The sequence below is a fragment of the Pseudomonas helleri genome (genome assembly GCF_001043025.1).
In the GTDB taxonomy this organism is placed as follows: domain Bacteria; phylum Pseudomonadota; class Gammaproteobacteria; order Pseudomonadales; family Pseudomonadaceae; genus Aquipseudomonas; species Aquipseudomonas helleri.
Window position 1 is genome coordinate 1 of sequence record NZ_JYLD01000012.1, and the last position, 20,837, is coordinate 20,837.

The 20,837-nt window shown below is 53.2% G+C and carries 14 protein-coding genes; 10 read left to right on the top strand and 4 right to left on the bottom strand.

The features are described 5' to 3' along the window. The first annotated feature begins 209 nt into the window (after positions 1-209). The 4 genes from TU84_RS26115 (at position 210) to TU84_RS18720 (ending at position 5,941) form a co-directional block, all read left to right on the top strand. A complete protein-coding gene (locus tag TU84_RS26115) occupies positions 210-764 on the top strand; it encodes a hypothetical protein (protein WP_157403811.1) in 555 nt (184 codons plus the stop codon). Beyond that, complete coding sequence (locus TU84_RS18710) at positions 754-3,594, top strand: AAA family ATPase (RefSeq protein WP_048371648.1); 2,841 nt, start codon at positions 754-756, stop codon at positions 3,592-3,594. The genes TU84_RS26115 and TU84_RS18710 overlap by 11 nt, the downstream gene beginning before the upstream one ends. Before the next feature lie 643 nt (positions 3,595-4,237). Then, on the top strand, positions 4,238-5,221 hold the full coding sequence (locus TU84_RS18715; RefSeq protein ID WP_048371650.1) for a 5'-nucleotidase: 984 nt from the start codon (positions 4,238-4,240) through the stop codon (positions 5,219-5,221). Between the two features lie 294 nt (positions 5,222-5,515). Further along, positions 5,516-5,941 (top strand): N-acetyltransferase, encoded by a 426-nt coding sequence (locus TU84_RS18720; RefSeq protein WP_048371652.1) that lies wholly within the window; start codon positions 5,516-5,518, stop codon positions 5,939-5,941. Between the two features lie 296 nt (positions 5,942-6,237). Here the strand turns inward: TU84_RS18720 and TU84_RS18725 are convergent, their stop codons facing one another. Beyond that, positions 6,238-6,735: a winged helix-turn-helix transcriptional regulator gene (locus TU84_RS18725; protein WP_048371654.1), complete on the bottom strand. Its 498-nt coding sequence runs from the start codon at positions 6,733-6,735 to the stop codon at positions 6,238-6,240. A 271-nt stretch (positions 6,736-7,006) separates the two neighbouring features. On the opposite strand from TU84_RS18725, the gene TU84_RS18730 reads away from it, so the two are divergent. The 3 genes from TU84_RS18730 (at position 7,007) to TU84_RS18740 (ending at position 11,999) form a co-directional block, all read left to right on the top strand. Next, entirely contained in the window at positions 7,007-7,642 is a 636-nt protein-coding gene (locus TU84_RS18730; protein ID WP_048371656.1) for a cysteine hydrolase family protein, read from the top strand. A gap of 17 nt (positions 7,643-7,659) precedes the next feature. Next, the gene (locus TU84_RS18735; RefSeq protein WP_048371658.1) at positions 7,660-9,237 is read left to right on the top strand and encodes an aldehyde dehydrogenase (NADP(+)); all 1,578 of its coding nucleotides are present in this window, start codon (positions 7,660-7,662) and stop codon (positions 9,235-9,237) included. Between the two features lie 341 nt (positions 9,238-9,578). Beyond that, positions 9,579-11,999 carry a glucose/quinate/shikimate family membrane-bound PQQ-dependent dehydrogenase gene (locus TU84_RS18740; RefSeq protein ID WP_048371659.1) on the top strand — a complete coding sequence of 807 codons (2,421 nt, stop codon included), beginning with the start codon at positions 9,579-9,581 and terminating at the stop codon, positions 11,997-11,999. 196 nt (positions 12,000-12,195) lie between these two features. Here TU84_RS18740 and TU84_RS18745 read toward each other — a convergent pair whose 3' ends face one another. The 3 genes from TU84_RS18745 to TU84_RS18755 form a co-directional block, all read right to left on the bottom strand. Beyond that, positions 12,196-13,749, bottom strand: coding sequence for a TerC family protein (locus TU84_RS18745; RefSeq protein ID WP_048371661.1), 1,554 nt, complete (start codon positions 13,747-13,749; stop codon positions 12,196-12,198). 374 nt (positions 13,750-14,123) lie between these two features. Beyond that, positions 14,124-14,330, bottom strand: a complete 207-nt coding sequence (locus tag TU84_RS18750; protein WP_048371663.1) for a PLD nuclease N-terminal domain-containing protein — start codon at positions 14,328-14,330, stop codon at positions 14,124-14,126. Positions 14,331-14,418: 88 nt separating this feature from the next. Next, entirely contained in the window at positions 14,419-15,264 is an 846-nt protein-coding gene (locus TU84_RS18755) for a site-specific integrase (RefSeq protein ID WP_048371915.1), read from the bottom strand. A gap of 610 nt (positions 15,265-15,874) precedes the next feature. Here TU84_RS18755 and TU84_RS25695 point away from each other — a divergent pair. From TU84_RS25695 to TU84_RS18765, 3 genes are all read left to right on the top strand, one after another. After that, positions 15,875-16,108, top strand: a complete 234-nt coding sequence (locus TU84_RS25695; RefSeq protein ID WP_082148762.1) for a hypothetical protein — start codon at positions 15,875-15,877, stop codon at positions 16,106-16,108. A 234-nt stretch (positions 16,109-16,342) separates the two neighbouring features. Then, on the top strand, positions 16,343-19,057 hold the full coding sequence (gene mgtA, locus TU84_RS18760; protein WP_048371665.1) for a magnesium-translocating P-type ATPase: 2,715 nt from the start codon (positions 16,343-16,345) through the stop codon (positions 19,055-19,057). A 90-nt stretch (positions 19,058-19,147) separates the two neighbouring features. Then, positions 19,148-20,779, top strand: a complete 1,632-nt coding sequence (locus TU84_RS18765; protein WP_048371667.1) for a Na/Pi cotransporter family protein — start codon at positions 19,148-19,150, stop codon at positions 20,777-20,779. Positions 20,780-20,837 lie beyond the last annotated feature (58 nt).

Genomic DNA, 20,837 nt, shown 5'->3' on the forward strand with positions numbered 1-20,837 from the left:
TTCTTTTCGGTCACTTGTTTGACCGCCTGGATTTTGAATTCTTCGGGATATCGCTGGTTGCTCATGGCACCTCCTAATGGGCCTCATTTTAAGGCTTGGAGGTGTCTACGAAACTAGGGGCGATTCATGGATTTCGTAGCTGACGAAGCTGTCAATCGGGCAAATGAGTTGCAGGATGTGATTCGTAACGCTTTCGTTGGAGGCCGATAATGTACGAAGTATCATTAACACACGCAGTACTAGATGATCTTTGCGGGAAGGTTAACTTAAGGCGCCAATCCTTGCCTAATGTTGAAGACGTTAGTGACTTTCCAAAACATTCGGCTTTTTGGAGTAGTGACTATGCGTGTGTCTTGCTTTGGCCTATTCTTGGGAATGATGTCAACGACCTAATAGAAGGTGCTGCAGTCGCACAAGATTATTTAAATGGCGTGTTAGGTGAAATGGATAAATTATCTAAGCATATCGATGGATATTTAGTGCTGGCCTTAAATGAAAAGCCTAGCCAAGAAATGGATTTGGTCGTGCGCTCTCTAGAATTGTCTACTAACATATGTCGAAAAAATGCAATATGGCCGGAGTTAAATGGAGGGTCGTACTGTTGGTCTCGAATATCGGATGTATCAGTACTGGGACTACCTGGTTTAGCGCCTAAATCATCCGAAAAATTGACTTGGCCTGTAATGGATAAAGATGTGAGATTACTCTGGCTTGAAGTTTGCGAGATTGTAGCCAAATCTGTTGGAGACTCTCATGCATGCTAGAATCAAGATGTTGCAAATCCAAGGGTTTCGCAGTTTAGGGAAGTTGGTTACTTTCGATCTGCAGTCCCCTCTAACGCTTATTTATGCTCCGAATGGTACCGGTAAAACCACTGTCTGCGAAGCTGCAGAGTGGCTGTTAACTGGACAGGTTCAAAGGTTAATGGTTGCATCTGAGTTTAATGTTTCATTGTTATCTTCAAAGTTTAATTCGCAATTCGGCGGACCTAGCGTAGAGGCAATATTTGCTCGCTCTGATAATTCAAAATATCTATCACGATCTGTGCTTGGAACTGCTGAAAGTCTGAAGCTAGGTCCCAGCAAAGCTGTGTGCACTTCAATCACAGATATTAAGTGGTTGAATGAGCTTGCGTCAGATGCAGTAAATCTTGATAGGGTTTTTTTTGCATCTGAGCAAACGATTCGACGCTGGGTTCGCGGAGGAAGATTCTTAACGGTCGAGGATCTTGCTGCGCTCATGGATGGAGACGATACAAATACGGAAAAACAAACTCAAATCCTGTCAGACCTGCTCGGTGTACGTCATTTGTTTGATGCGAGCAAAGCCTTGGAAGCTCATCAAGCAGAGCTTGAGGATAGCTTACAAAAACTTTTTGATGAGTTAAGGGGGCTTGAATTCGATAGAAACAACCTAATAGAAATTGAAAAAAATTTTATTGAAAATCCAGTTACCTATTGGGCTGGATTTGATGATCAGCTTTCAACGCTTGAGACTAAGTTGCTGGGTGGCTCTAAGGAAAAGCAGAACACCATTGACAGAATTGAAGGTTTGGGGGCTGCGCTAGCTAATCAAGATCAAGATATTAGAAAAAAACTCACTGTCGCGGCAAATCTAGATAGTATTTTTCTTGAAAAAAAAATAGAGATTTGTAATGCGCAAGAGCTTAACTCCAACTTAAGAAAACTCACAGATATTGTGAGTGCATCTTCCGATATTATCGCTGAACGTGAAGAAAAAATTACGCGACTTCAAAGTAAAATTTCTGTTTTCGAAAAACGTATTGAATTATATCCAGGTATGAAGAGCGTAGTAGAAGCTACACTTAAGGATTTCAGTGATAGTTATTCTAAATATTCAAATATTTTACGACTTCCAAAACATAGCGGTCTGAAAAAACTTCGAAATTTATTGTCGCGAAAAAGCATATCTGGCGAGCCGAGTGATAACTATTCTCACCTGGAAGTCTTGAATATTGTTTCTCGGGAGATACCTCAGATAAAAGAAAATCTTAAAAAGTTTGTTGCAGAGAGACGTAAATTTATTTTACGTCTACCTGATCTCGAAAAAGAGAATTTGTACAGAGAAAACTTAGAAAATTGCTTTAAAAAACTTGATATTGAGCTGGGAGAGTTGCAGTCATTAGAGCAGCCGCTGTTAAAATTGCAAGAAGACATAAGAAGCTACTTGTCAAGCCAGTATTATAAATCCACCTCTGACTGCCCAGCTTGTGGCGTTTCCCATGAGTCTCCAGAACATTTACTGACTGCAATGAATTTAGTTCGAGAGTCTTTACCTAAACTAGTTCTTGATAAGCGTGAAAGCTGTAAGCGTATTTCAAATGAAAGAGACTTCTGGAAAGGTAAGCTTGATGTAATTGATGGCCTCAGAGTACAAATACAATCTATTGATCTTGAAATTTCTAAAGCCACTAACCATGAAAAGAGATTAATGGCGCGTTTGAATCTCTACGGAGTATCTCCCCGAGACCCTAAAGGGTATTTAGATAGAGAAACTGCGAGGGAGATTCTTGCTGGGAAAGTGTCGGGAGTGTATTCTGCATTGACTGCGATTGAGAGAGACTTTCCAGAATTGGAGAGAATGTCACTCTCAGTCATTAATGATGCAGCAGTACTTCACAATTTATCAACTTATCAGGATCATCTAGGAGCAACAGTGCGGGGGTGTCAAGACGAATTAGTGCGAGAAAAGCACCATTTGAACTCGTTGCGATCACAACTGCTGATTGATAAAAGTAAACTCCGAGATGCTCAGATTAACGTTGCGCGCATGGAGCGTAGTTTTAATGATATTGAGTATCTTTGGGAGAGTTTATCAGGCACAAAAAAATGGAGCCTTGATAGTTTTATTGATCTCCGCAAAGAACTAGTTGATAAAGAGCGAGACTATGCTTTAATTCGTCAAAGTTTAGATGTGCTTAGTCGATATTTTTCGAGCAGTGAAGCCTTGCATCGTAGAGATGAAATAGATAAGAAAATCTTGAAGTTAAAAGGTGATATTTCTAACATTGAGGGCCGGAAGCAGCTTACCCTCTCAGCGCTAAGCGGATTCGCGGAGGAATATAATAGAGTTGCCAATGATCGGTTAGAAAATCTGACTGAGAGCGTTACCCCATTATTTCAAAGAATGCACTCAAATCGAGTGTATGACGCCATTGTCTTTCAACAAGGTAAGCAGGGTGCGGTTTTAAAGGCAACCTCGCAGAAAGAAGCATTTAGTCCGCATACAGACTTTAGCCAAGGGCAACGTCAAGATTTAGCGTTGGCGATATTTCTTGCTCGAGCGCGTGCGGTGGGCGGGACTTTTTTCTTAGATGAACCTGTAATGCACTTGGATGATTTAAATAGAGTGGCATTGCTCGATATTCTAAGAGCATTTACACTTGAGAACGGCAAGAAACTTAATCTAGTGGTAACTACATCTAGTAAAGGTTTAGCTAGGCATATGATCCAAAAATTTTCTTCAGTGAAAAATATTGAATTGTATGGGGCGAGGGTTAGCCCGTTAACTGTATATTCATTAGAAGGCAATCCAAAAACTGGCGTGACTGCCAAAAAAATCTATGGAGGTTAAGGGGGGGGGGAGGATAGGTTATTTGTATTAGCGCCTATATGTATGCTTTGTTTAGTTTTCTAAAGGGCATTTAATGCCCTTTATCCTAATTCTCATTTTTTTATAATTCCTAAGGGATCTAATAATTGATGAATTTAGTGTCTTAGTTTATATTTTTGTAGATATAGAGCGCTGGTCGGTGCCCGGATTTGATCATCTCCTTGGCATGGTCAACCATTTCCCTCCGGACAGGGTCTTCGACAAGGCCGAATCGCACGTTATTTCTCAGGAAAAAGCCATTTCATTTCGAGTAAATTCTCCAAAATTTTCCGGCTACTCATACGCCATCGTAGCCGAGCGGTGCGCAAGCAACGAGGAAACGTGAGGGTCTGAATGCAGATCAGCCGCGAGGTAAATTTCTATGACATCGAAAGCCTGTACGACTTAATAGGTACGGATCTGCAAATCAGGCTGCCTATCAGCATGTGCTGTTGCTGCCAGAGTTGTTTTAAGGTTCGACGACGGGGTGATTAAGGCGGCATTCCTCCATGCTGCATTGATGACTTCTCCACGCACACTGTACTTCCCACTGCACCCACAAAATCGATGAGCATCCTCAGTGCCCGTCAAAACTTAGTTCAAAAGGATCAAGAGAGGTTGTGCAATGCCTTACGAGTTAGAAAATCGCTTGGTGATTGGTGTGGCTTCCAGCGCTGTGTTTGACCTTGTGGCATCGGATGCAGTATTTCAGAGTCAGGGTGAGGAAGAGTACCGCAAGTATCAGCAGGAAAACCTCAATGTCCCCTTACCAAAAGGGATAGCGTACCCCTTCATCAAGCGTCTCTTATCGGTGAACGACCTAAGCGCCGATCCTACGGATCCGCTGGTGGAGGTGATTCTTCTGTCGCGTAATGATCCTGACACTGGGCTACGCGTGCTGAAGACAATCGAGCATTATGGGCTTGGGATGACTAGGGCGATTTTCATGCAAGGAAAATCCCCGTATGAGTACATCCCTGCACTGAATATCGCGCTGTTTTTGTCTGGTGAAAAGAAAGACGTGGAGGGCGCGATTAAGGCGGGATACCCGGCAGGACAAGTGCTCGACTCAAAATTCGAGGACGACGAAACTGACAGAACCTTACGCATCGCATTCGACTTTGACGGTGTACTTGCTGGCGACGAGTCTGAATCGATCATGCAAACCTCTGGGCTGACGGTGTTTCATGCCCATGAGGTTAAGAACGTCATGCAGCCCCACAACCCAGGACCGCTGAAGGAGTTTATGGTGCGGATATCTAAGATCCAAACCGTGGAGGAAAAGTACAAGAAGCTGAATCCTGAATACGAAAACCGCATACGGGTCTCGATCGTCACAGCCCGTAATGCTCCGTCACATGAGCGTGCGATGAATACGCTCAAGAGTTGGGGCGTCATGGCCAACGACGCTTTCTTCCTAGGTGGCATCGAGAAAGGCAAAATTTTGGGCGTACTGAAACCGCACATCTTCTTCGACGACCAATCCGGGCATCTCAAATCGATCAGCGCAGTTGCTCCGTCTGTGCACATACCATTCGGTATCACCAACAATGTAGTAGCGCAGGTTGAGGTTGCGCCTGAGGTTGGACAGAGCGAAGAGGCAGTGTGAGGCGGTTACCTGCTGAGGTTAGCTGGCTAGTTCAAGTCTTTTCGCTGTGCGAATGATTTCGCATCGGGAGATGCGCTCCATGAAACACTATTTAACATAATATACATTATGCGAATATTGACATTACGCCTACAGCCACGGCGTAGGTCAGATTTCAAGCCAGGAAATCGCGATTCTGGAATTTCCCCCTCAATCCATCTCTACCAATCCACACCCACCACATGCGAACCTCTCAACACTCGCCTTGCATACATAATCATCACCGGTGCATATCCCAATCCTTTGGAACTAAAAATGATCAGAACATTTGAACGACGTGACATGGATCGACTGCTGGAGATTTGGCTTAGTGCATCCATCAAGGCACATGATTTTATCGACGCGTCTTTTTGGCAAGCCAATATTGAGTCGATGCGAGACGTTTATATTCCGGCCTCGGAGACTTTTGTTATTGAGGACTCGTCAGGTGTCTTGGGGTTTTATTCTTTGCTGGATAACCAATTGGCTGCTTTGTTTGTTGATCCCGCGCATCAAGGGAAAGGCTTTGGTAAGCAGTTACTCGATCATGCCAAGTGTCTTCGCAAGGCGTTGAGCCTTGCGGTTTACAAGGAAAACACGTCCAGTGTCGGCTTCTACACGTCGCAAGGTTTCAAACGGGTCAAAGAGCAAATTGATGAGCAAACAGGCCACGCCGAATATCTGATGTGCTACCCAGGCTGATCTTTGTGCTAGATTTGGCCTCTTGGTACAGGCCCTCGTACATGGAGAGATCATTGTGTTTGCAGTAGGAATATCGATGTTAGCCGTGGGTTTAGGCACTGGAAACGCTGGTTTTTGGATACCGGGCTGTGTCTTGATGGCTGTAGGGTTGTCTCAAAAATCCAGCAGAGAATGAATAACACTGGCCTGTTCAGTCGCACACATATGTTTAGCCAGTGCATCTTCTAAGCACTAATTGGATATAACTCAACTAAACAGTCATTTAGTAGAGTTAAATAACCGCAACTTTTAGCTTTTCACTTTCCTTTATACGCCACCCGCCTTTGTTCGCGTTCTGCGGCAAATTGTTCGCTTATTTTTGCTTCCAGGTCTTTACGCTCAACGTGTACGCCACAGTTTGGGCACACAGTCCCCAAACCAATGTCGTGCCCGCACTCGCGATGGGTAAAGCGTACGGCAATCTCTTCTTCTTCGCCCTTGGACCAAGTTTCTCCCCATGCACGCAGCGCGTAGATGACGGGATAAAACGCCCGGCCTTTTTCGGTGAGTCGATACTCATGGCGCAACGGTTTTTGGCTGTATGGGTGACGTTCGATCAGCCCGCCCGCCTCCATGGCTTTAAGGCGCGTCGCGAGCATTTGCGGTGTCGCTTTGGTCTGGATTTGTATTTCTTCGAAGCGAGTGGCGCCCATAAACAGTTCACGCAGGATCAGCAGGGTCCATCGGTCACCGACAATGTCTAACGACCGCGCTACCGGGCATACCGTGTCGGCTATTTCTGCATCACGTTTCACGCTGTATCTCCCGATCTGACTATTAAATTCATAGTAGCACGGGCAGTTTTGGCCGCGCACGTGCACTGCCCTCCTCTCATCTAGCGTCAGTGTTTGGGATGGCATGACGCAGGTGTGAATGTCTCTGGCAGCCCAAGGGTTGTTGACGCTATGATTTTCATAGTGATAGATTTTGCTAACTGCATTCGATCTGTGAGAGATCACAAGGCATCAGACCACGGGGTCTTGGGTCGACTGTGAAACCGTAATTATCTTATGTGTGGAGAACGACATGACTCATCCCGTCTACCGCGCGGAGCGCACTGGTTTGCTGCTTGTTGATCCGTATAACGACTTTCTCTCGCACGGTGGCAAGCTGTTCCCGTTGCTTAAAGAAGTCGCTGATGAGGTTCATCTGCTGGAAAATCTTCGCGCCACGGTCGCTGCCGCCCGCGCTGCTGATGTCCAGGTGTTTTACGTGCCGCACCGTCGCTGGCAGCCGGGTGATTACGATAACTGGGACCACCCCAATCCGACCCAACGCCTGGTGCAACAACGCCACACATTTGCCAAGGGCACATGGGGCGGTGAGTGGCACCCGGACTTTGTGCCGCAAGACGGCGACATCATCATTCAGGAACACTGGGGCCAAAGCGGGTTCGCCAATACCGATCTGGACTTTCAGTTGAAGCAGCAAGGCATCACCCATGTGATCGTCATCGGCCTGCTTGCCAATACCTGCATCGAATCCACAAGCCGCTTTGCGATGGAGCTGGGTTATCACGTCACCCTCGTACGCGACGCCACGGCGGCCTTCAAAAAAGAAATGATGCATGCCGCCCATGAACTGAACGGCCCGACTTTCGCTCACGAAATCCTCAAGACAGCCGATGTGATCACTTCCCTGAACGCTGCCACCCGCGCCTGACGCCGTAGGAACTCACCATGAAACTCACAGGCCATTTGCTTATCGGCGCTCAGGAAGTATCCGCAACCGCCGGCACCATGAAAGCGCTGAACCCTGCGACGAACTTAGAGATAGAGCCTTCGTTCGCATTGGGTGGCCCAGCCGAAGTCGATCGTGCCGCGCAGTTGGCCGACGACGCGTTCGACAGTTTTAACAACTCCAGTTTGGCCGACCGAGCGGTGTTTTTAGAGCGTATCGCCGACGGACTTGAGGCGATCACCGCCGAACTTGCGCATCGCATTTCGCTGGAAAGTGGTTTACCAGTCGCACAACTTGAAGGTGAAACCGCCAAAGCGGCGACCCAGTTTCGTCAATTTGCCACGGTTGTCCGTCAAGGGCGATTCCGTCAGGCGGCCATTGATCCGGCGCAGCCCGAGCGTCAACCGCGTGCGCGAATGGATCATCGTTTGCAAAAAATTGCCCTGGGGCCGGTGGCGATCTTCGGTGCGAGTAACTTTCCGATCTCCTATTCAGTGGCCGGCGGCGATACCGCTTCGGCGCTGGCGGCAGGCTGCCCTGTGATCCTGAAAGCGCACAACGCTCACCCCGGCGGATCGGAACTGATGGGCCGGGTCATCCAGCAAGCAGTTAAAGACGCGGGCCTGCACGAGGGGGTATTTTCACTGGTTCGCGGCGGTGGTAATGAGATCGGCGAGGCGCTGGTTGAGCATCCGTTGATCAAGGGCGTTACCTTTACCGGTTCGGAAGTGGGCGGCATGGCACTCTACCGCCGGGCACAACTGCGCCCCGATCCGATTCCGGTCTTCACTGAAATGACTAGCGTCAACCCGACCTTCATACTGCCCGCAGCCCTCGCAGCCCGCGGTGGTGAGATCGGTGACGGGTTTGCAGAGCGGATGCTGGTCACTGTTGGCCAAGCCTGCCTGAAACCTGCCATTTTGTTGGCAGTCGATGGACCCGGTTATGTCGAACTGAAGAACGAAATGATTGCCCGCGTCCAGGCCATGCAAGCGCGCACCATGCTCACACCAGGCATCAACAGCGCGTATCGCAAGAATGTCGAGCGGCAGAGCAATGCGGGTGCGCAACTCATCGCGGCTGGCGGTGAAGCGCAACTTCCATGGGATGGCCAGTCGGTGGTTTTCGAAGTTGACGGTGCGCAGATGCTGGCTGATTCAACACTGGGGCAGGAAGTATTCGGGCCTGCTGCGCTACTGGTGCGCGTCAGCGATAAAGAGCAGCTGATCACATTGGCCAAACAGTTCCAGGGCCAATTGAGTGCGACGATGCAGATTGACCAAGCCGATCACGCCTTCGCCGCCCGCTTGTTATCTATTCTGGAACGTCGCACGGGCCGCATTGTTATCAACGCGTTCGCGCATCCCCAAGAAGTGTCCTACGCGTCGATTCACGGCGGGCCTTTTCCTGCAACTTCAGACAGCCGTTTTACCTCGGTGGGCATGACGGCAATCGAGCGCTTCCTGCGGCCGGTCTGCTACCAGGGCTTTCCGGACGATTTGCTGCCTGAAGCCTTGAAGCACAACAATCCGGCGGGTATCTGGCGCCTGACTGAAGGTGAACTGGCTAAAGCCTGATCTAAACCAGCCCCACGAACGCGGCATCGTGCTCGTTCGTGGGGGCCCGCAAGCTGCAAACAAACCCGCCACTCTCCTTCTGTATCGCCCACCTTCTCCCCTCGATTGTTACGCGCTCCACAACAGTGTTTCTCGTTCATGGCGACTGACAATTTGTCGCAGGCGCATTTTTTTTGATATTGTGTCGGTAATTAACCATTTAGTTCATAACCCATGTGCATCTGTCTGTTCCAGACGATGCGGCATCCGCCTGAGCTTCCTTCGTGGAAATCAGCGCTAACGTTATGGCTGGTTACCCTGAATTCCTTATCACTTTCATGCATCTAATAGGGTCATGCGCCATGAATAAGTCTCAACCTGCGGCCACTGTCAGCCGTTGGCCAATCTGGATCGCCGCCTTGGGCGTGCTCCTCTTCGGCTTCCTGTTTATAGCGGGCGGCGGTTACCTCGCCACGCTCGGCGGCAGCCTGTACTTCGTCCTTGCCGGTATCGGGATGCTTGTTGCTTCGGTGCTGATGTTTAAACGCCGTGTGGTCGGTGCCTGGCTGTTTGCAGCGGTGATGGTGGCATCGGTTATCTGGTCGGTCGCAGATGCCGGGCTAATGTTCTGGCCACTGGTTTCACGGCTGTTTGCCCTGGCCGTATTGAGCCTGGTAGTGGCGTTGGCTTACCCGACGCTACGCAAGGCCAATGGCCTGCAGGGTAACGGTGGCTATGCGCTGAGCGCTGCCCTCGCAGTAGCCATTGTTGTGGGTTTCTGGGGAATGTTTCAGCCCCACGCGTCGGTTGCACCCACAGGTGACGGCCCCGGTCTGACCAAGGTTGATCCAGCCAAAGCACAGAAAAACTGGGAACACTACGGTAATGATGAAGGTGGCAGCCGCTTTGCCGCACTGGATCAGATCAACCGCAGCAACGTATCCAAGCTGGTGCCAGCCTGGACTTACCACACCGGCGACATCGCGTTCAGCGATGGCAATGGCGCAGAAGACCAAATGACCCCGCTGCAAGTGGGCGACAAGGTGTTCATCTGCACCCCGCACAACAACATCATCGCGCTGGATGCCGACACCGGCAAAGAGCTGTGGAAGAACGAAATCAACGCCAAGTCGGCGGTCTGGCAGCGTTGCCGTGGCCTGGCTTACTTTGATGCCACCGCTGCCATCGCTGCCCCAACCGATGGCAGCACCCCTGCAGCTACCGTCAGTGTGGCGCCGGGTGCAGCTTGCCAGCGTCGTCTGTTGACCAACACCATCGACGCCCGCCTGATTGCTGTTGATGCCGATACCGGCAAGTTCTGCGAAGACTTCGGAACCCACGGCCAGGTTGACCTGAAAGCCGGCCTGGGCGATGTGCCCGACTCTTATTACCAGCTCTCGTCCGCGCCGTTGATGGCCGGTACGACCGTGGTGGTGGGCGGTCGTGTTGCCGACAACGTGCAGACCGACATGCCAGGCGGCGTGATTCGTGGCTTCGACGTGGTCACCGGCGCCATGCGCTGGGCTTTTGACCCGGGCAATCCGCAAGACAAACAAGCTCCAGCTGACGGCAAAACCTACGTTCGCAGCACGCCGAACAGCTGGGCGCCGATGTCTTATGACCCGTTGATGAACACTGTTTTCTTGCCGATGGGCAGTTCGTCCACCGACATTTATGGTGTCGAACGTACCTCGCTGGATCACACCTATGGCGCCTCGATACTGGCACTGAACGCAACCACCGGTGATGAAAAGTGGGTGTATCAAACCGTCCACAATGACTTGTGGGACTTTGACCTGCCGATGCAGCCAAGCCTCATCGACTTCACCAAGGCCGACGGTTCTCAAGTGCCTGCGGTGGTAATCGGCACCAAGGCCGGTCAGATCTATGTGCTGGATCGCCACACCGGTCAGCCGCTGACTGAAGTCAAAGAAGTTCCGGTCAAGGCCTCGAACATTCCAAACGAGCCGTACTCGCCAACCCAGCCAAAATCGGTGGGCATGCCGCAGATCGGCGCGCAAACGCTGACTGAGTCGGACATGTGGGGCGCCACGCCATTTGACCAGATGCTGTGCCGTATCGCCTTCAAGAAAATGCGCTACGACGGCCTGTACACCGCGCCGGGTACTGACGTTTCGTTGAGCTTTCCGGGATCGTTGGGTGGCATGAACTGGGGCAGCCTGTCGACTGACCCGGTGCACGGTTTCATCTTCGTCAACGACATGCGTCTGGGCTTGTGGAGCCAGATGGTGCCGCAGAAAAAAGATGCCAAGGCGTCTTCCGGTGGCGAAGCACTGAACACAGGCATGGGCGCTGTACCGCTTAAAGGTACGCCGTATGCCGTGAACAAAAACCGCTTCCTGTCCGTGGCCGGCATTCCATGCCAGGCGCCGCCTTTCGGCACGCTGACCGCCATCGATATGAAAACCCGGAAAATTGCCTGGCAAGTACCCGTGGGCACTGTTGAAGACACGGGCCCAATGGGCATCAAAATGAAGCTGCCATTGCCAATTGGCATGCCAACTCTGGGTGGCACCCTCTCCACTCAAGGCGGCCTGGTGTTTATTGCAGGCACCCAAGACTACTACCTGCGCGCCTTCAACTCGGCCAACGGTGAAGAAGCCTGGAAGGCCCGCTTGCCCGTCGGCAGCCAAGGTGGCCCGATGACCTTTGTTTCGCCGAAAACTGGCAAGCAATACGTGGTGATCACCGCCGGTGGTGCACGCCAGTCGCCTGATCGTGGTGATTACGTGATTGCTTACGCGTTGCCCGACAACCAGTAAGCTGCTGTAAATAAAAAACCCGCCTGAACAGGCGGGTTTTTATTGTCCGGCTCCCAAGGGTTTCCCTCGTAGCAGTTGCCGAGCTCCGCGAGGCTAAGTTCGATTGCGAAGCAATCGTAAATCCATAACTCCGGATATAACTGAAGGCTTACGACGGCTGCGCCGCCGGACGCAGCCTCGTCAAACTTGGCAGCTGCTACACCCCTTCTTTCGTCAACAACACCCGCGTCACGCGGCGTTCTTCGACTTCAACCACGGTCAGGCTCCAGCCTTCCCACGTCAGTTTGTCGCCAACCACCGGCAAACGGTCCAGCAAACTCATGACCATGCCAGCCAGTGTTTGATAGTCATCCGTAGGCCTTGCGGTAAAGCCGGTATGCCGACTGATCTGGCTCAGGTTCAAGGCGCCACTGACCAAATACCCGTCCCCTTGCGCCACGATATTCGGGCCTGCAATTTCGCTGGCGTCCGGCAGCTCACCGGCAATCGACTCAAGAATATCGGTCATGGTCAGGATGCCGATAAAGTCGCCAAACTCGTTGATCACAAACGCAATGTGAGTCGACTCTTTGCGCATCTGCTCCAAGGCATTGAGGATAGTAAAGCTATCGAGCAGGTTGATGGCCTTGCGCGCCATCGCCTCAAGGTCGGGTTTGTGACCGGCCAGCAGTTCCTTTAACAGCTCTTTTTTGTGCACAAAACCCAAAGGCTCATCGATGCGCCCTTCTCTGATCAATGGCAATCGCGAGTACGAAGAATGCATCAGCGTGGTGCGGATCCGTTCCTCAGAGTCGGTCAGATCAATATGATCAATCTCGGCACGCGGGGTCATCACCTTGCGAATCGGGCGTTCTGCCAATTGCAGCACACCGCTGATCATGATCCGTTCACGTCGATGGAAGACCTCTTCAGCCTCCCCGCCTTCAAGCATGTCGGCAATCTCCTCACCCACTTCATCCTCGTTCAGCTTGCGACCGCCCAGCAGGCGCATTACCGCATGGGCCGTGCGCTCACGCATCGGCCGCAGGCCTTGCAAGCTGCGTTTGCGGCGCGAGCGGGCGATCTGGTTAAACAGCTCGATCAAGATCGAGAAACCGATGGCCGCATACAGATAGCCTTTAGGGATGTGAAAGCCCAAGCCTTCCGCCGTCAGGCTGAAACCGATCATCATCAAAAAGCCCAGGCAGAGCATGATCACCGTCGGATGGCTGTTGACGAATTTGGTCAGCGGCTTGCTGGCAATGATCATCAGGCCGATGGAGATCACCACGGCAATCATCATGACCGACAAGTGCTCAACCATGCCCACTGCTGTAATCACGGCGTCGAGGGAGAACACCGCGTCCAGCACCACGATTTGCGCAACGATCGGCCAAAACAAGGCGTACACCGCATTCGACTTGCGCTCGGCAACGTGACCTTCCAGTCGTTCATGCAACTCCATAGTCGCCTTGAACAACAGAAACAGGCCACCAAACAGCATGATCAAATCGCGGCCAGAGAAGGACTTTTCAAACACTTCAAACAGCGGCTCGGTCAGCGTGACCATCCACGAGATGCTGGCCAGCAAGCCCAAACGCATCAACAGGGCCAGCGTCAGGCCGATAACCCGCGCACGGTCGCGCTGCTCAGGTGGCAGCTTGTCCGCCAGAATGGCAATAAACACCAGGTTATCGATGCCCAGCACCAACTCCAGCACGATCAATGTCAACAGGCCAAGCCAGGCCGTGGGATCTGCAATCCATTCCATATCGGTTATTCAGCCTCTCGAAACATCGGGGTCAACGAATGACGCGCACAAGCATGCGAAGCGACGGGCGTATTGCCCGTGCCCAATAAATTTGGGAAACACGTGGGAGATTCAAGGGTGGCGACTAAGTGCAAAACGGATGCGGGGTGCAAGAAAAAACTGGGAGGCTCCAGGAGGGTGTTCATATAGGCCTTGATGAAATTCGGGAGGCAATCCTACAGCGACTCCCGCATCAGTCAGCGCATATTGTTATTACAAGATTTTACATCGCCTGCTGCTCCACCTTCCTATGCCACTGCAAGCGACACATGCGATGGGCGTTAGCGATTATCCGGGCTGGATAATCGCAACGCTCATCATCGCCAGGCACGGTGCTAGCTTGAAGCCTTGGGGTGGGCGTGTTTTTTTGCGCCCACCAGCAACCACGCCAACATGCCGAACAGCGGCACAAAAATCACCACGGCCACCCACATGCACCGGCTGTTCACCGGTGCATTGCTTCTCAGCACTCCGCGAATGGTCCATAGCTCCAGTAGCAGCAGAATGACGGCTAACACAGCCCAAAACGTAGGAATTTCCATACATCACCTCGCTAGTTATATGACTTTAGGCGGGCTGTAGGCGTGAGGGTTCATTAATTTTTCAAAATGCTTCGAGGGTCAGTGCGCATTACAGCGAAAAACGATCAGTGGCATTACGCCGCTCGTTGTCATCGCGCATGTCATAGCTGACGGTGGTTGCAATGTTGGCGTGGTGGGCGAGTTTCTGAGCGATTGACACGTCATATTCCTCAATCACCCGTGTAATGAACGAGCGCCGAAAGTCATGGGGCATGATGTCCACGCCAACCTGTTTACCGCGCTGTTTGGCGATGTAGTAAATCGCATGTTTGGTGATGCGTTCACGGGTGATGTGGCTGCCACGGCGAATCCGGTTGAACAAAAACGTGTCGTCGCTGACGCCTTCCGGCAGTTGCTCGCGGCGAAAATCGAGCCAGACCTGGAGCTTTTCGAAGGCCCAGGCCGGGGCAAACTTGATCAGTTCTTTGTTGCCTTTACCCAAGACCTGCAAGCTGCGCTCGGCCATATTGACCTGACGCAAATCCATATTCACTGACTCGGATTTACGCATGCCCGAGCCATACAAAATCGCAATGATGGCTGCATCCCTCAGCCCCTGTGGGCGCGGGTCCGCAGCGCAGACATCCATCAACTCGCGGATCAACGTGCGGCGTAGGTTGCGGCCTTTAGTCAGGCGCGAACCACCGCCCGCCTTTACTGCGCGAATTTTAAGGAGTTGATCCTGAGTGATCAGGCTCTGCTGCCAGGCCTGATTCATCACGCCGCGAATCGCATTCACATACAAAGACGACGTATTGGGCGCATAGCCATCTGTACGCAGCGCCGCCACCAGGGCCGTGATATGCCCCGGCTGCAGTTGATGCCAGGGGAATTCCTCAATCGCGACATCATCGACGCCCAAACGATCAGCCGCATCCTGCAGCACATAGCGCATGGTCTGGCGGCTGGACGCTGCCAACTGTTGCAGGTAAAGCGCAACAGGCGCTTGAAGAAGCTGTAATGCTGCGGGGTCTTTAATCGACACAACCACTCTCGGTACGGGTTGAAACACGCCGTAATATAACCCAAACCTATAGATCCGACGCGCACTTATAGCCGCAGATTGACTCGCTGAAGGCGATGGTCTGCGATCTTTAATCATCAAGATCTAAAGATCGCGAGGCGAGCTCGCTCCTACACGGGATATGTGATGTGTTATTAATTTGTAACTGTCATATAACTGCCTTATTGAAACTTAAGTTTCAATTCACTCTTTCAAGTTGCTGAACACTCCCTGTACCGCCCGCACTTGCTGGTGTTTAACGTTGACTTGATATACCCGTCTCAGTAGATTGCATGGGCCGACTCAGTCGGCACTTTACTCACTCACAAAAGAAGCTAATGGACACAGTATCTAGTCGCTGCCCGGCCTGCGTGAAAACACCTGACCGGGCACCCAATCCAGACATTGACGGGACTCGCCTGCTGGGCGAGGTCAACTGCGCCAGAGCTTGACGCTCCAACGTAACGACCTCCCCGGCAGCCGTCCGGTTACGAGGTGTGTTATGACCTTTAAAGCCTTTGTTCTACCTGGCGTTCGCGCCTTTACCTCAAGCATGCGGGTTAAATTGGCCCGTGAGCCCGGCACTGCGCGCTCCGCCCGCACGCCCTTCTCATCCCCCGTTTTCGGCGCAAAACCTGCGCACCATCAGGTGCATTGGCGCGTCAGCCCTGCCACAGGTCAACTGGAGCAGCGCTGGAGCATGGCCGACCTTCAGGAGCCTCAGAGTCGCGCCTGACGCTGACCACTGACAGGCTTTAAACCACTGTTGAATAACTGGAGTTTCCTATGGAAGAAGCCAGTAGCCACCCGCTGCGCAACTATTAAGTTAATTGTTGTAGCGGGCATTTAAAGCGCACTTAAACACTTATTAAAACCGATCGCGATATCTGCGACTCGGCATACTTTGGCTCGTCTTGAATACGGCAAGCCAAGGTATGTTTTGTCGAGCGTTGGCGACAGGAGTATGACCATGAGCGCGGTAAAAAATAGCAACGTTCGAGACAAGAACAACGCGGGCGAAAACAGCAAATTGTCGATGCGCGCTGCACGGGAAGCGCAAAACGGCCTGGCCGCCACCCTGGCCAATGTCCGGGCCACCACAGATGGCCTGACCCTGCTGGATGCAACTGATCGCCTGGAACATGAAGGCTATAACGAAGTGGCTCACGACAAGCCGCCTCACGCGGTCGTGCAGTTCATGATGGCGCTGCACAACCCTTTCATTTATGTACTGCTGACCTTGGGGGTTATCAGCTTCTTCACCGATTACTGGCTGCCTTTGCGGGACGGTGAAGAAACCGACCTGACCAAAGTCATCATCATTGCCTTGATGGTGGGCCTGAGCAGTTTTCTGCGCTTCTGGCAGGAGCACCGCTCGGCCAAATCCGCCGAAGCTCTTAAAGCCATGGTACGCACCACGGCGACGGTATTGCGCCGTGAACGCGTTGGCGCACCCGCCAAAGTGCTGGAAATCCCTATGCGTGAACTGGTGGCCGGCGACATCGTGCAACTGTCCGCCGGGGACATGATCCCCGCCGACATACGCCTGATCGAATCTCGCGACCTGTTTATCAGCCAGGCGGTACTCACTGGTGAAGCCTTGCCCGTAGAGAAGTACGACACCCTGGGCAATGTGACGCAAAAGTCGGCCTCCAACGCTGCGGCTGATCAAAGCAACCTGCTGGACCTGCCCAACATCTGCTTTATGGGCACCAACGTGGTCAGCGGTACGGCCCGTGCTGTGGTGGTTGCCACCGGCCCGCGGACTTACTTTGGTTCTTTGGCCAAGGCGATTGTCGGCTCGCGTTCACAAACTGCATTCGATCGCGGGGTTAACAGCGTCAGTTGGCTGCTGATTCGCTTCATGCTGGTGATGGTGCCGGTGGTGTTCTTCCTCAATGGCTTCTCCAAGGGCGATTGGGGCGATGCCTTCCTGTTTGCCCTGGCGGTGGCGGTCGGCCTGACCCCGGAAATGCTGCCGATGATCGTCAGTGCCAACCTGGCCAAGGGCGCCACCGCCATGGCCAAGCGCAAAGTCGTGGTCAAACGCCTCAATGCCATCCAGAACCTCGGTTCGATGGACGTGTTGTGCACTGATAAAACCGGCACCCTGACCCAAGACCACATCATTCTGGAGCACCATGTCGGCCCTGACGGCCAACGCGATGAATCGGTACTGGCACTGGCCTGGCTCAACAGTCATCACCAAAGCGGTATCCGCAACCTGATGGATCAAGCGGTGGTGCAGTTTTCCGAGCGCGACCCAAAGTTCAAGCTGCCTTTCGCCTACAGCAAGGTCGATGAGCTGCCGTTTGACTTCGAGCGTCGTCGCCTGTCGATTGTAGTCAAGGACAACCGTGGCGATCACCTGCTGGTGTGCAAAGGCGCCGTTGAAGAAATGCTCGGCATTTCGACCCATGTGATGGAAGACGGTGTGCGCGTAGCACTCGATCCCGTGCGCCGAGCTGAACTGCTGACACGGGCCACTGAGTACAACGAGGACGGCTTCCGGGTACTGGTGGTCGCCACCCGCGACATCCCCAAGGCTAACGCGCAGAAGCAGTACACCACCAAAGATGAGCGCGATCTGGTGATTCGCGGCTTCCTGACCTTTCTCGATCCGCCAAAAGAAACCGCAGGCCCGGCCATCCGCGCCCTGCAAGACATTGGCGTGGCGGTAAAGGTACTGACCGGCGATAACGCGGTGGTCACCAGCAAAATCTGCCGTCAGGTTGGCCTTGAACCCGGAACCCCGTTATTGGGGCCGGAAATCGAAGCCATGAGCGACGCAACCCTCAAGCAGGAAGTCGAGCAGCGCACGGTCTTTGCCAAGCTCACACCGTTGCAGAAATCCCGGGTGCTCAAGGCGCTACAGGCCAATGGTCACACCGTAGGCTTCCTCGGTGACGGCATCAACGACGCCCCGGCGTTGCGCGATGCCGATGTGGGGATTTCCGTCGACAGCGGCACCGACATCGCCAAGGAATCGGCTGACATCATCCTCCTGGAAAAGAGCCTGATGGTGCTCGAAGAAGGCGTGCTCAAAGGTCGCGAAACCTTCGGCAACATCATGAAGTACCTGAACATGACCGCCAGCTCCAACTTCGGCAACGTGTTCTCGGTGCTGGTGGCCAGCGCCTTTATCCCGTTCCTGCCCATGCTGTCGATTCACCTGCTGCTGCAAAACCTGATGTACGACATCTCCCAACTGGCACTGCCATGGGACCGGATGGACAAGGAGTACCTGCAAAAGCCGCGTAAATGGGATGCCAAGAACATTGGCCGCTTCATGATCTGGATCGGGCCAACCTCGTCGATCTTCGACATCACCACCTTTGCCCTGATGTGGTACGTGTTCAAGGCCAACAATGTCGACGTGCAGACCCTGTTCCAGTCCGGCTGGTTCATCGAAGGGCTGCTCTCGCAAACCCTGGTGGTGCATATGCTGCGCACCCGCAAGATCCCGTTCTTCCAGAGCAACGCCGCATGGCCGGTCATGATGATGACCGTCATTGTCATCGCCCTGGGCATCTACGTGCCGTTCTCGCCGCTGGGCACCCTGGTGGGCCTGGAACCGCTGCCATTGGCGTACTTCCCATGGCTGGTCGCGACGCTGGTCAGCTACTGCTGCGTCGCACAACTGATGAAGACTATTTACATCCGCCGTTTCAAACAGTGGTACTGACGTAAAAAGCCGGGCTGACGCGGTTTCGCGTCAGCCCGGCCGTGTGTGTAGATGGCGTAAACATGAATGTTTGTTTTGTGGAGATTCCTCATGTCAGGAACCACTCTCTTGCTCAACCTGGCCGGTGCGATTGCACTGCTGCTGTGGGGCACTCATATGATTTCTACCGCGCTGCTGCGCGGTTTCGGCACCCAACTGCGCAACTGGATGGGGCGCAATCTGAATAACCGCTGGATGGCACTGCTGTCCGGCATTGGCATCACCGGCGTGCTGCAAAGCAGCACCGCCGTGAGCATGATGGCCACCTCTTTTACCGCCGCCGGCACCTTGAGCCTGGCGCCAGCGTTGGCCGTAATGCTGGGCGCCAACATTGGCTCAACCCTGGTGGTGCAACTGCTGAGCTTCGACACGTCGCTGGCCACACCGATCATGCTGCTGGCCGGTTTTATCGTGTATCGCCTGCGCGACGACTCACGCTACGAAAGCATCGGCTGCGCGCTGATCGGGTTGGGGCTGATGCTACTGGCCTTGGGGCTGCTCAGTGCAACGCTGAGCCACATGGAGGCCACCTCGGTGTTTCGTGCGGTCATGCAAAGCCTGGATGGCGACTTGATCATTGCCGTCGTGGCCGCGGTGTTGCTGACCTGGCTGTGCCATTCAAGCGTGGCCGTGGTGCTGTTGATTGCTTCCCTGGCCGGTGCCGGAATGATGGCCCCGGTCACCGCCATGGCCTTGGTACTGGGTGCCAACGTCGGCGGCGCGTTGCCCTCGGTACTCAGTGCCGGCTCAACCGTGGCGCGTCGTCTGCCCGTGGGGAACTTGCTGATTCGTCTGCTGGGGACCGTGTTGTTGTTGTTGCCGTGGCTGCCATTGTTGGCCGACCAACTGGCCCAGACCAACCTCGGCCCTGCGCACCTGGTGGTGTACTTGCATACGGCGTTCAACCTGGCGTTGGCGGTGCTGTGTATTGGTCTGATCGAGCCAATGGCCAACGGCCTGAGCCGCCTGTTCCCGCAACAAGAGCGGCCAGCAGACCCGGGTATGCCGCAATACCTGGACGAAGCCGGGCTAGAAGTGGCCAACATAGGCCTTTCCAATGCCGTGCGTGAAGCGTTACGGCTGGCGGACATGGCGTCGCTGATGCTCAATCAGGTGCTGCAACTGTTCGAAAAGCCCGATCAAGCGGCTTTCGACAAGGTGCGCCAGCTGGACCATTCCGTGGATATGTTAAGCGCGGCGATTCGCGCCTATCTGGCAGACATAGGCCAGGAAGGCTTGAGCGACGATGACGCTGATCGCGCCCAGGAAATCCTCATGTTCGTGATCAACCTGGAGCATGCAGGCGACATCCTCAGCAATCTGGCGCAACTGGCGATTCGCCGGGCCCGCCGTGGCGAACATTTCTCGACCTTTGAGATGCAGCATATCCAGGGCCTGCACCTGGCCTTGCTGGACAGCCTGAACCTGGCGATCACGGCTTTCTTGCGCGAAGACATCGCCGCTGCAAACAGGCTGGTGAGCCACAAAGAAATTGTCCGCCAGCTCGAAGCCCGCGCCAGCCGCGAGCACTTTCGCAAACTGCAAAACGACAAAACCGCCTGGGCCGAGTCAGGCGATATCTTCCAGCGCGTACTGCGCGACTACCGCCGCGTGCACCACCACATCGCTGCGCTGGGCTATCCAGTGCTCGAGCGCAACACCCCGGACACCCTTAACCTGTAGGAGTGGCCGCCCCGTCTTCGACGCCGCGCTTTCGCGCATCAAACAAGACAGCGAATAT